The following is a 12,670-nucleotide window of genomic DNA, read 5'->3' on the forward strand; positions in this document are numbered from 1 at the left end:
ATGCGTATCGTGGTAGCCCTGGGCGGCAATGCCCTGCTGAAACGCGGCGAACCGATGACCGCCGAGGTGCAGCGTGCCAATACGCGGGTAGCGGCCCGCGCCCTCGCGCCCGTGGCCCAGGAGCACCAGCTGGTCATCAGCCATGGGAACGGCCCCCAGGTCGGCCATCTGGCGCTGCAGGGTGCTGCCTACAAGCCGGACGAGGCCTATCCGCTCGACATCCTGGGGGCCGAGACCGAGGGCATGATCGGCTACATGATCGAGCAGGAACTCGGCAACCTGCTTCCTTTCGAGGTGCCGTTCGCGACGATCCTCACCATGGTCGAGGTGGACGGCGACGATCCAGGCTTCCGCAACCCGACCAAGTTCGTAGGGCCGATCTACGATGCCACTGCGGCCGAGCGAATCAAGGCCGAGAAGGGTTGGACATTCAAGCAGGACGGCGACAAATGGCGCCGCGTCGTGGCGTCCCCGGCACCCAAGCGAATCTTCGAGTTGCGGCCGATCAAATGGCTGCTGGAGAAGGGCACCATCGTCATCTGTGCCGGCGGCGGCGGCATTCCGACCATGTACAAGAAAGGTGCCGTGCGGGAATTGATCGGCGTCGAGGCGGTGATCGACAAGGACCTCTGCTCGGAGCTGCTGGCGCGGGAGGTCGGCGCCGAGATGTTGATCATGGCGACCGACGTCAACGCCGTCTACGAGAACTGGGGCAAGCCTGACGCGCGTGCGCTGCACAAGGCGCATCCCGATGCCATTGCGGCGGAGTCCTTTCCGGCGGGCTCGATGGGGCCGAAAGTCGCGGCGGCACGCCAGTTTGCCGCCGAAGAGGGGCGCATCGCCGCGATCGGCGCGCTGGCCGATATACCAGCCATCATCCGTGGCGAGAAGGGCACCGTGATCAGCCGGTCTTTCAACGGATTGACGTGGCACCCTTGACCATGGCAGCGGGTTCCAACGGCTCCCAAGAAGCGCCATCCGGCCGCCGCCCGGTGCGGCCGCCGAGCCTGATCGATGCATTGATCCCGCTGGCGGCGCTGGTTGCCCTGCTTAGTGTTTCCTATGTCCTGTTCGGCGACCGCGCCTCGGCCGGCCCCAACCAGATCGCGCTCCTGTTCTGCGGGATCATCGCAGCGAGCATCGCCTACAAGAATGGCATGAAATGGGATGGCATCCGCCAGGCGGTGGTCGACGGCATGGCGACCGGCCTGACCGCCATCATGATTCTGCTGGCGGTGGGTGCGCTGATTGGCACCTGGGCAATGTGCGGTACGATCATGTCGATGGTCTATTATGGTCTGCACATCCTCAATCCGAATTTCTTCTTTGCGTCCACCGCGCTCATCTGCGCAATCGTCGGCTTCAGCATCGGCAGTTCGTGGACGGTCGCCGGTACCATCGGCGTCGGCCTGATGGGGGTCGCTGCCAGCATGGGTCTTTCACTGGAGATCACGGCCGGTGCCATCATTTCCGGCTCCTACTTCGGGGACAAGGCATCCCCGCTTTCGGATACAGCCAATCTGGCGACTGCTGTCGCAGGCTCAAGTATCTACGACCATATCCGCGAATCGCTCTGGACGTCGGTGCCGGCCCTGCTGATCGCGGTGGTCGGTTTCAGCCTGCTGGGCGCCCCGGGCGATTTCGACGCGACCGTCATCCTGATGCGCATCGACGAGGCATTTCCTGTCTCGCTCTGGGGATTCACGCCCTTGCTGCTGGTGCTGGCGATGGCAATTCTGCGCTTCCCGCCTTTTGTCACCATTTTCATGGGCGCGCTTGCTGGCGGCATCTTGGCTGCGATCGAGAATTCCGGCAGCGTCATTGCATTTGCCAATGCCGCGGATCTGCCGGCGGGTCTTGCACTGGTCAAGGGCGTGTGGTCGGCCATGGCCTGGGGCTATTCGGTCGAGAGCGGCGACGCGGCAATCGATGCCATGCTGTCTCGGGGCGGGATGGCCAGCATGATGGGCACGGTCTGGCTGATCCTGACGGCGCTGGCCTTTGGTGCCACCGTCGAGCATGCCGGATTGCTCAGCCGGCTGATCGACCCGATCATAAGACGGGTACGTTCCGTGGCCGGATTGGTGGCGTCGCTGGTCGGCACCTGTGTCGTCGCCAACGGGGTGACGTCGGACCAGTACATTGCCATCGCCCTGCCAGGCCGGCTGTTCCGCCTGCCGTTCCGGGAACGCGGCCTGGCTCCGGTCATGCTGTCGCGTGTCGTAGGTGATTCCGCCACCGTCACCTCGCCGCTCATTCCCTGGAATTCCTGCGGCGCCTATATGGCGGCAGCACTCGGCGTCGCCACCACGGCCTTTGCCGGCTATTGTTTCTTCAACCTGCTCAACCCGGTGATCACCATTCTGTTCACGCTGATGGGTTGGCGCGTGATCCGCCAAGCCGGCGATGCCGGGGGAAAGTGAACCGGATCTGATGACCGGCAGGCCGCTTGCCAGTCGCGGGAATCAGATCGCAAGCCCTGCCTTGCGCAGGCCGTCAACAATGGCCTCGATGAGGTCCGGCATCATGTTGCGCTTGGCGAGGTCGGTCCGCGCATTGCTGCCATATTGCGGATCGATGCGCAGGATGTCGGCGACGGCCTCGGCAGCACGGGACAGTTCCCCCAACTGACCGAGAGCGGCGGCCCGGGCAACATGGCTGTAGATCGTCGTCGCAGCTCCCATCTGCTCGGCCTGTGCCAGGGCATTGCGATAATTGCCGGTCATATAGGCATGCAGGAAATGGACAGCGCGGTAGCCGCTGGGAGCCGAAGGGTCGCGCTGATACGCTTCGTTGGTCAGCGCCAGGGCCCTATCCCATTGGCCAAGCTGGGCGTAGCGCAGGCCGAGATCCGCCATCAACTCGGCGTTGTTGGGGTTGAACGACAGGCCGCGTTCCGCCGTCGCTATGCTCTCATCGATCCGATGCTGGAACCAGAGGGACAGCGAAAGAGCCAGATAGGGCTGGCTGCTGCGCGGCTCGAGTTGCTCTGCCTTGCGGGCAAGCTCTTCCGCACGCGCCAGGGCGGTGCCCGCCGCATCGCCCCCGCCAAACCCGAATCGGTATCGGTCGACATTCATCAGGGCGAGGGCGCTGTAGGCCGGGGCGAATCCGGGCTCTCTGGCGATCGACCGCTCCAGGCATTCCCAGGTGTCGTCGAAACTGTTGCGGGCATAACTGCGCCAATAGGTGCGGAACGAGATGACGCATTGGTAGGACGACAGGTTGATCGAAGGCTTGTGCGCGATCTCCTTCTGGAATTCATCAAGAAGGACGCCATCGGGCTGGGCCAGAACGTTGACGATGTTCCGACTGATCGATTGGGTTGCCGCTATGATGCCGGAGGGTGACAGGGTCTCCTCCCGGGTCCAGGCCCAAAGGCTGCGTCCCGTTGCCTGCTCGGTCAGCATGATGTTGATTCGGATCGATCTGTCGGTTGCCTGCACCGTGCCGGCCAGGACGAAATCCGGGGTTCGGGTCAAGTCGGGCGTATCGGTGACCGAGTGGGGCAACGCGTTGCGCGGGCCGAACACGAAGAAATCCTCAAAGCGTGTCAGCTGGGAGATGATCTCGTAGGTCATTCCCGTGGCGATATAGGCATAACGATTGTCGATATCGACGTTTTCGAAGGGCAGCACCATGATCGACGGGCGCTCGAGCGCGGTTCCGCGTGCATCCGGCAGCGATCCCTGGAACCGGCCGCCGACATAGGCGACGGCAATCAAGGCCAGCACCAAGGCGGCAAACAGACCGATGGCAAGCCGTCGGTATTTCCAGGCTGGCGCGGCAATACCTGCATCCATCGCCGCCGGCACAGGTCTCGGGGTTTCTGCCGGCAAGGGTGGCCGGACTGAACTGGAATCGACCTCTTCCGGTGCTACAGAGGAGAAAGTCGGGATGTAGGAGCCCTTCGGCATATCGACCCGGATCCGGTCGTGCTTGCCGGCAGTAAGGTAGTAATGCTCGATCGCCCGGCGCAGGCGGCTTGCCTCGATGCGCACAATCGGGTCGGTCAGCGGGTCGAAATCTTCGCCGCGATCGAACACGGCCAGCGCGATGGTGTAAGCCTTGATCCGCGCCGCACGACCGGCCAGCGTCTCGTCAACGACATAGGAGAGAAAGCGGCGGTTTCGGGCCGAGGCATCGAACTCGGGGCGCGACATCATCAACTCGATCTGCGCCCGCACTGCTTCGGCGTCGGGATATTCTGTCGCGCCACGCATTGCTGCAGGATCGAGATGAACCGGTGCGACTTGCCCTGACATGCGACGGCACCCTTCACTGGATGGAGCAGCGCACCTGCCGTAACCCCGGCTCGACGGTCGTTGCATCTTCCAAGAGTTTCACTCTTTGATACTTTTACGTGGCCGTGCAATCAGAAGTCATTGATATGAATCAACTTGAGTCGGGCTTCTAGCCGGGAATCTCTGGTTCCAGGAATAATTTCCGCTAACAGGCCGTTCTGTCCTAGAACGTGATCGCGGATCCGATGGAGAACTCTATGGCGTCGTATTCGTCGCTGGGATCGGCGCCATCATCGGCCGCCTCGCCCCACGTGTAGAATATGCCGCCATCCAGACTGATGCCGGGACCAAGGTCGTAATTCGCGGTAATGCCGGCACGGTCGATGACGTCATTGTCGCTGGAGCCGTTCTGCTCGATTTCTGCGTGGGCCCAGCCGCCGCCCACAGTCCACCTGTCGAAGCCGTAGGTAAGACCGACACCTGTCACCCAGATGTCGTTACCGGCGCCGTTGCCGTCATCAAGGAAGGTGCCTGCCGCACCGATCGTCCAGGGCCCCAGCATGAAATTGGCGCCTGCGTTATAGCCGGCCTGTTCGGTGTCTCCCGGCGCTGCCCGATTGACATCACCTTCCCAATAAGCCGCGGCGCCGAGGTCGATGCCCCAGTCCTCGCCCTCATGGGTGAAATGCGCAGCGAGGGCGAAATTGTTGCTGGCCGAGCCGGCTGGCTTGTCCGGACGCCACGCGCCGTCGATGTTGTCGCCACCGTTATAGGTCTTTTCGTCATCATTCGGCGTGTAGGAGGCGGCAAAGCTGAAGCCACCCCATTGCGGCGAGAAATAGACCAGCTTTTGTGGCTTGTCCTTGATAGTCAGCAGGTTTTCGGGATCAAAAAAACCGGGCGAGAGGGCCGCTCCGGTGGTTTCCGGGGAGTATGGTCCGAAATTCGAGGTGGAACCAGGCGGCAGCATGTACATGTTGCCCGCTGCGCCATCGACAACGCCGATCCTGAACTCGCCGAATCCGCCGCTGTAATGGGCATAAGCCTGATCGATCTGGTCGCCATCCTCGTCGCCGCCCTCCAATTCAATCTTGGCGCCGACCGTTATCCCGTTATCGAGCGTGACGCTGCCGCTGAAATGAAGCTCGGCATCGGTGCCGACGCCGGACAGGTTGATATTGTCGCCGGCTTCGCCGGCGCCGTCGTCGTCAAAGGCGACGCCAAAGGCGCTATAGATGAACCCGCCGAGGCTAAGCTTGACGCCATCGCTGGCCAATGCCTGTCCGGTCAGCAAGTTGACGCCGATCAGTGCGGAACTCCCGATCAATAACTGGCGCATCATGGTTTTTTCCCCTCCACCTCGCCGTGTCACCGCTTCTCGGCGGCTCTGTTCCGTGACACGGTTGCCCATTTGTTTAATCATACTGCGTAGCTGCCAGGATGCAGGTTACGGAACCCGGCTTTACCGTAACGTGCTTCGTTCTGCGCACCGGAACGATCAGCTTGGGAATAGCAGCTGGCTGGCCGGCAGTTCCCGGATGCCCGCGAGTTGTCGCATCCCCAGCCTGGAAGGCGCCATGAATGTCGCCGCGGATCGAGAAGGTTTGCCAGTTGTTTCCGGATGAAACCTACCTCGTCATGCGCCTTGCGCGGAGCAGCGAGGAATTCCGGTCTCTGTGCGAGGAATATGATCTTGCCGTTGATGCATTGCATCAATTGGAAGGGCGAGAGAACCGGATGGCGGCCGACTTGATCCGTGTGGCAGAGTATCGCGCTCTGATCGAAGAACTGAAGGTCGACCTGTTGCGTCAACTGCAGGCATCGAAGTCAGCCGATCAGCAATCGTCGGGAGGGCGGGCGAGGTAGGCATGAAAAACCATCGCGATATGGAAAACCCACCGAGAATTCTGACCAATCTGGCCCCGCCCAGCGGTGGTCATCTGGCACGGCGCCAATTCTGTACCGGCCTTGCAGCACTGGGTGTGGTCGGTGCTGCCGGCTTGGCACGTGCTGACCTGGCGGCATCCGGTACGGTTCGGATCGAGCAGGTGCAAATCGCCTTCATCGGCAGCGGCAATCTGGGTGGCGGCACACTGCAATTTGGCGGCCAATCGTATGGCTTTACCATAGGCGGCCTGGGGGTCGGCGGTATCGGGGTGTCAAAGATCGAGGCAACCGGGACGGTCTACAACCTCAATCGGGTCGAGGATTTCGCCGGGGCCTATATCCAGGCACGTTACGGTCTGGCGGTTGCCGATATAAGCACCGGTCAGTTGTGGCTGCAGAACACGAGCGGCGTCGGCCTCGCACTGAAGGCAGAGCGCACCGGTCTTGCCCTGTCACTCGGTGGCGATGCGGTCTACATCAATCTCGACTGAACAGGATAAAGGAGGGGGAGAATGCGCTTCTCCACACGATTCGTCATCGCTCTCAGCCTCATGGCGCCGATCTGCGCGGCGTTCCCGGTCCTTGCCGAAGATGTGACGGAACAGACGATCAAGGCATTTTCCGCGTGGCAGGGGCGGGGGCAGGTCTTCGAAACGGCCGAAAACCGGGCCACTTTCGTCGGCTCGTTCAGCGGCGTTGTCTATGTGGAGTCCGAGAAGGGGCCGCTTGATGCCGGATTCATGATCTGCCCGGCCATCGTCGACATCGACCTGCGCGACGGCACGCAGCAGGCCAAGGGACGCTGCACGATCGTCGCAAAGGATGCGTCCCGGGCCTATGCCGACATCAACTGCACAGGCGTGCATCTGGTCGGCTGCGACGGCGAATTCACTTTCACCGGTGGCACCGAACGTTTTGCAGGCATTACCGGCGGTGGTCCGGTAACCATCCGGTCCTCACTGCATGAAATTCCGGCCGGCGCCGGGAATGTGGTGCAGGAGTCAGCCGGCGGGATCATTGTCTGGCCGGCACTGACCTACAGGCTGGCCGAATCGGCGCAGCAATAGGCGGGGGCAGTTATGTTGCAGAGCAAGCGCCACCGATTCCAAGTCGCCGGCTGTGCCGCGATCCTGGCAGTACTTATGGCCGTTCCTGCCGAACCCGCCTTGGCCCAGGCGGCGCCGATTGTCTATCCCAGCGCCGGGCAAACGATGGACCAGCAGGCACAGGACGAGGGGGCCTGTCGCAATTGGGCGACCCAGCAGACGGGCATCTATCCTTACCAATCGGCGCCCACTTATTATGGCGACACCAGCAGTGGCGCCCCGATCCTCGGCGGCGCAGCGCGGGGGGCGGCACTCGGCGCTGTGGGCGGCGCCATCGCCGGTGACGCCGGCAAGGGCGCTGCCATCGGCGCCGGTGTCGGCGCCACAGCCGGTTTGATTCGGAAAAACCGCGATCGCCGACAGCAGGCCAATGCCAACGAGCAGGCGATGATGCAGTATCAGTCGGATATGGGCCGCTACAATCAGGCCTTCGCGGCCTGCATGCAGGGCAGGGGATATGTGGTGCGATGAAGGAGGAGTACTGGCATGGTTGAACTGCTGCGCCCGCAGGATCTGAAAAAGATCACCGATGATATCGACACGGAAATGGCGAAGAAGGCCTTCGAAAAGATGCAGGCCAAGGAGCGCGAGGAGCGGGAGCTCAAGGAATCCTTCATGCATCGCGACCTTCACCCCGATGTCAAGGAACGCGTGAACAACGCCATCAAGCGGGCCGCCGAACAGGGGCTCAACCAGATCCAGGTGCTGACCTTCCCGGCCTCCTATTGCAACGACCGCGGCAGGCGCATCAACAATCTGGAGCATGACTGGCCGGATTCACTAGAAGGCTTCGCAAAACACGCATATGATTTCTACGTCAAGGAACTGAAGCCCCTTGGTTTCCATCTGAACGCACAAATTCTGGACTATCCGGACGGCATGCTTGGCAATGTAGGAATATTCCTCAGCTGGGACCGTTAGCAAGTACAGGAAGTGGAGGCGATACAATGGTGAGGGCTGGCGCAGTATCGATGAGCCTCCTGGTTGCTGCCGGCCTGATGATTGGCTGCCTGACGTTCTCCAACGCTGCCCGTGCCGATGAAGAGGCCGCACCGGCGGCGGTTCCAGCCCTGACCGTCGGTACCGTCGCGGCGGCGAAGCGCGCTGTCGCTCGATCCGAGAGTTTCGTCGGCCGCGTGGAGGCGGTGGAACGGGTCGAGATCATGGCGCGGGTGTCCGGATTTCTCGAACAGATCCACTTCACCGAAGGCAGTCTGGTTCAAGCCGGCGATCCGCTTTACACCATCGAAAAGGGTCTCTACGAGGCGGCGCTGCAGCAGGCGAAAGGCAGTGTCGAAAGTGCCAAGGCGGCCGTGGTCCTCGCCCAGCAGCAGAAGGGCCGCACCCAGGAATTGCTGTCCAAGGAAGTCGCCAGCCAGATGACCATGGACCAGCGTGTCGCGCAAACCCAGCAGGCCCAGGCCAGCCAGGCGATGAGCGAAGCCGATGTCCGCACTGCCGAGATCAACCTGAGCTATACCGAGATCACCTCGCCGATCACCGGCAGGATCGGCCGGACTTCCGTGACCAAGGGCAATGTCGTCGGACCCGATAGCGGCATCCTCACCGTGATCGTCAGCCAGGATCCGATGTACGTGACATTTCCGGTCAGCCAGCGTGAATTCCTGGGCGCCGGCATGGGCGTCGCGGGTGCGGCCCGCGACGAGATACTGGTCAAGATCGCGTTCGCCGACGGCTCGCTCTATCCCGAGACGGGTCGCATAAACTTCGTCGACGTGACCACCGACCGCACCACGGACACCATCGCCGTGCGTGCCACTTTCCCCAATCCCAAGGGGGCCCTGGTCGATGGCCAGTTTGTCAATGTGGTTCTGGAAAGCGGAACGCCGGACGAGGTTGTCGTCGTTCCGCAATCGGCTTTGCTGGCAGACCAGCAGGGCGTCTACGTCTTCGTGGTAGAATCGGGTAAGGCAGTAGTGAAGCGGATCAAGCCGGCCGGTGAAACCGGGCCGAACACGATTGTCGGCGAAGGCCTGACCGAGGGCGAGATGGTCATTATCGAGGGACTGCAGTTCGTGCGGCCCGACATGCCGGTCCAGGCAGCGCCCATTTCCAATCCCGCCAATCCCAGCTGAGGCAGGCCTATGCTCTCTGCCGTCTTCGTCGACAGACCGCGCCTTGCCATTGTCATCGCGGTCGTGACCGTGATTGCGGGCATCCTCTCCCTCTTCGTCATTCCCGTCGCGCAATATCCCGACATCGTGCCACCGCAGGTATCCGTTACGACATCCTATCCGGGTGCATCTGCGGCTATCGTCGATGCGACGGTAGCGCAGCCGATCGAGGCACAGGCGGTTGGCGTCGACAAGATGATGTATATGAAGAGCGTCAGTGGAAATGACGGCTCCTATTCGCTGACAGCCTCCTTTGAACTTGGTACCGATCCCGACATCAATACGGTCAACCTCAACAACCGCGTGCAGATTGCCCTATCGAAACTGCCGCAGGAGGTGCAGCGTCAGGGTGTCACCGTCAAGAAGAAATCCTCGGCGCTGCTGGGCGTCATCGCGGTCTATTCACCCAATGGCACGCATGATCCCCTCTTCATCTCCAACTATGTCACCATCAACCTGCTCGACCAGGTGAAGAGCACGCCGGGTGTCGGCGACGCAAGCCTGTGGGGGCCGCAGGACTATGCCATGCGCGCGTGGCTGCGGACCGACCGCCTGACCGGCCTCGGCCTGACCGCGGGCGACGTGATCCAGGCAATCCAGGCGCAGAACGTGCAGGCGGCGGTGGGCCGCATCGGCGCGCAGCCAATCTCGGACGAGCAGCAATTCCAGCTCAACATCCAGACGACCGGCCGTCTGGCCTCGGTCGAGGAGTTCGAGAAGGTCGTCGTTCGCACCAATCCGGACGGCTCGGTCTTGCGCCTTGGCGATATTGCCAGGCTCGAACTGGGCGCTGCCAATCTCGATCGCGAGACGCGCTTCAATGGCGGTGCATCGGCGGTGATGGCGATCTACCAGGCGCCGGGTGCCAATGCCATCACTACCCTGCAGGGCGTGGTGGATCGACTGACCGAACTGGAAAAGTCGTTTCCCGAGGATCTCGCGTGGAAAGTGACCTACGACCCCACCACCTTCGTCAAGGAGACCGTCCACGAGGTACAGAAGACGCTGGTCGAGGCCTTCATCCTGGTGGTCATCGTCGTCTATCTGTTTCTCGGCTCAATCCGCGCCACCCTGATTCCGATTCTTGCCGTGCCGGTCAGCCTGATCGGCACGTTCATCGTTCTCAACGCGATCGGCTATTCGGCGAACTCGGTCTCGCTGCTGGCGATCGTGCTGGCAATTGGCATCGTCGTCGACGATGCCATCGTCGTGGTGGAGAATGTCGAGCGCGTCATGGAGGAGCAGCCCCATCTTACGCCGGCCGAGGCCACGAAGATGGCCATGGCCGAGATCACGGCGCCGATCATCGCCATCACGCTTGTCCTGCTATCGGTCTTCGTGCCGGTCGCCTTCATTCCCGGCATTTCCGGCGAACTGTTCCGTCAGTTCGCCATTACCGTGGCGGTCGGCATGTTCCTGTCCGCCATCAATGCGCTTACCCTGTCGCCGGCGCTTTGCGGCGTACTGCTGCGCCACCATGCCGGGCCCAAGCGCGGTATCATGGGCCGTGTCATGCGCGGCATCGACTGGGTGCGCGACCGGTATGGCGAGATCGTGGCGCGCCTGTTGCGCATTTCCATCATTGGACTGGTCGTGGCGATTGCCGCCGGCGTCGGCACCGCCGCCCTCTTCAAGATGACGCCGACGGGTTTCCTGCCGGAAGACGATCAGGGGGCCTTTTTCGTCGTGGTGCAGTTGCCGGAGGGTGCTTCGCTGCAGCGGACACAGAATGTCATCGCCTCGGCCGAGAAGATGCTGCGGGAGGAGGAAGCGGTGGCCGACCTCACCTCGGTGGTCGGCCTCAATTTCATCGACAACTACTCCCAGGCCAATGCGGCCTTCATCGTTGTCACGCTGAAGCCGTTCGAGGATCGCGCCGACCCGGCCAATGGCGCCGACGCACTCATCCAGCGGCTGGCCGGGAAATTCCGCGGCATCCGTGGTGGCGTCGTGGTGCCGCTGGCTCCGCCGCCGATCATCGGTCTCGGCACTGGCGGTGGGTTCACCTATGTCCTGAAGGACCTGCGCGGCGGCGATCCCAAGGCGCTGGCCCAGGTGCTGCGCGGCCTCGTGGTCGCCGCCAATCAGGAGCCGCAGCTGAAGGGCGTTTTCACCACCTTCTCTGCCACCAGCCCGTCCGTGTTCCTCGATATCGACCGCGACAAGGTTCAGGTCCTGGGGGTGGCGCTCAATGACGTGTTCCAGGCGCTGCAGGCCTATCTTGGCGGCTATTACATCAACGACGTCAACCTGTTCGGACGCACCTGGCAGGTGCAGATCCAGGCCGAAGCGGCTGACCGGGCGCGCATCGACGACATCTACCGCATAAACGTACGGAACCAGAACGGGCAGATGGTGCCGCTGCGCAGCCTGCTCGAGGTGCGGGTGGTGACCGGACCGCCCGGCATCATCCGCTACAACAATACCCGAGCTGTCACCATCCAGGGTGCGCCGGCGGAAGGGATCTCATCCGGCCAGGCCCTGGCCGTGATGGAGGCGGTGGCGGCGAAGACCCTACCAGACGGTTACGCCGGAGAATGGACCGATACCGCCTTCCAGGAAAAGCGCGCCGAGGGCAAGACGGCCTTCATCCTGGCGATGGCCGTGTTGTTCGCGTATCTCTTCCTGGTGGCGCTCTATGAAAGCTGGACCATCCCCGTTCCGGTGCTGCTGTCGGTGACGGTCGGCATCCTGGGCTCCGTCGGCGCCGTCCTGCTCGCCGGTCTTACCTTCGACCTCTATGCCCAGATCGGCCTCATCGTCCTCATCGGCCTTGCCGCAAAGAACGGCATCCTGATCGTGGAGTTCGCCAAGGAGTTGCGCAGCAAAGGGCATTCGCTGATGTGGGCAGCGACCGAAGGCGCCAGGCTTCGCTTTCGCCCGGTCATGATGACGTCCTTCGCCTTCATTCTCGGGCTCTATCCGCTGGTCGTGGCGACCGGCGCGTCGGAACTGGCCCGGCGCGATGTCGGCACGCCGGTGTTCGGCGGCATGATTGCGGCCTCGTTCGTCGGTATTTTCGTCATTCCGCCGCTCTACATGACCTTCCAATGGCTGCGGGAAAAGATGCGCCCTGGAGCTCGGCCGGCGCAGGAAATTCCCGATGAGTCGCCCGGCCAGCCTGCCGCCGCGACCGAGAATCTCGCTCCCTAGGCGCGCCACCCTTCGCCAGGCGGCAGCGGAGTATCTGATCGACTGACTGTCGGCACTGGCATCACTGGCAGCTGGCCGAACAACCTGTCAGCTAGCTTGCCTTGGTTTGCAAGGCTTGGCGCCGATTTGCCGGTGATTGCCCGAC

The 12,670-nt window shown here is 62.4% G+C and carries 11 protein-coding genes; 9 read left to right on the plus strand and 2 right to left on the minus strand.

Annotated features, from left to right (window positions below):
* Both arcC and A8950_RS06225 read left to right on the plus strand, forming a co-directional pair.
* A complete protein-coding gene (arcC, locus tag A8950_RS06220) occupies positions 1–939 on the plus strand; it encodes a carbamate kinase (protein WP_133612777.1) in 939 nt (312 codons plus the stop codon).
* 2 nt (positions 940–941) lie between these two features.
* Positions 942–2,423: a Na+/H+ antiporter NhaC family protein gene (locus A8950_RS06225; RefSeq protein ID WP_133612778.1), complete on the plus strand. Its 1,482-nt coding sequence runs from the start codon at positions 942–944 to the stop codon at positions 2,421–2,423.
* Positions 2,424–2,465: 42 nt separating this feature from the next.
* Here the strand turns inward: A8950_RS06225 and A8950_RS06230 are convergent, their stop codons facing one another.
* Together A8950_RS06230 and A8950_RS06235 are read right to left on the minus strand one after the other, a co-directional pair.
* Complete coding sequence (locus tag A8950_RS06230) at positions 2,466–4,223, minus strand: hypothetical protein (protein ID WP_133612779.1); 1,758 nt, start codon at positions 4,221–4,223, stop codon at positions 2,466–2,468.
* Between the two features lie 244 nt (positions 4,224–4,467).
* Complete coding sequence (locus tag A8950_RS06235; protein ID WP_166645027.1) at positions 4,468–5,586, minus strand: porin; 1,119 nt, start codon at positions 5,584–5,586, stop codon at positions 4,468–4,470.
* Between the two features lie 239 nt (positions 5,587–5,825).
* On the opposite strand from A8950_RS06235, the gene A8950_RS06240 reads away from it, so the two are divergent.
* From A8950_RS06240 to A8950_RS06270, 7 genes are all read left to right on the plus strand, one after another.
* Entirely contained in the window at positions 5,826–6,110 is a 285-nt protein-coding gene (locus tag A8950_RS06240; RefSeq protein ID WP_133612781.1) for a hypothetical protein, read from the plus strand.
* Between the two features lie 2 nt (positions 6,111–6,112).
* Positions 6,113–6,622 (plus strand): hypothetical protein, encoded by a 510-nt coding sequence (locus A8950_RS06245; RefSeq protein WP_133612782.1) that lies wholly within the window; start codon positions 6,113–6,115, stop codon positions 6,620–6,622.
* A gap of 60 nt (positions 6,623–6,682) precedes the next feature.
* Positions 6,683–7,198 carry a hypothetical protein gene (locus A8950_RS06250; RefSeq protein ID WP_133612783.1) on the plus strand — a complete coding sequence of 172 codons (516 nt, stop codon included), beginning with the start codon at positions 6,683–6,685 and terminating at the stop codon, positions 7,196–7,198.
* Between the two features lie 75 nt (positions 7,199–7,273).
* Entirely contained in the window at positions 7,274–7,708 is a 435-nt protein-coding gene (locus A8950_RS06255; RefSeq protein ID WP_243735550.1) for a glycine zipper family protein, read from the plus strand.
* Between the two features lie 15 nt (positions 7,709–7,723).
* Entirely contained in the window at positions 7,724–8,158 is a 435-nt protein-coding gene (locus A8950_RS06260; RefSeq protein WP_133612785.1) for a hypothetical protein, read from the plus strand.
* Between the two features lie 50 nt (positions 8,159–8,208).
* The gene (locus tag A8950_RS06265; protein WP_208109766.1) at positions 8,209–9,333 is read left to right on the plus strand and encodes an efflux RND transporter periplasmic adaptor subunit; all 1,125 of its coding nucleotides are present in this window, start codon (positions 8,209–8,211) and stop codon (positions 9,331–9,333) included.
* Positions 9,334–9,342: 9 nt separating this feature from the next.
* Positions 9,343–12,525 carry an efflux RND transporter permease subunit gene (locus tag A8950_RS06270; protein WP_133612786.1) on the plus strand — a complete coding sequence of 1,061 codons (3,183 nt, stop codon included), beginning with the start codon at positions 9,343–9,345 and terminating at the stop codon, positions 12,523–12,525.
* The last annotated feature ends 145 nt before the right edge of the window (positions 12,526–12,670 follow it).

This window comes from Dongia mobilis (assembly GCF_004363235.1).
GTDB lineage: Bacteria > Pseudomonadota > Alphaproteobacteria > Dongiales > Dongiaceae > Dongia > Dongia mobilis.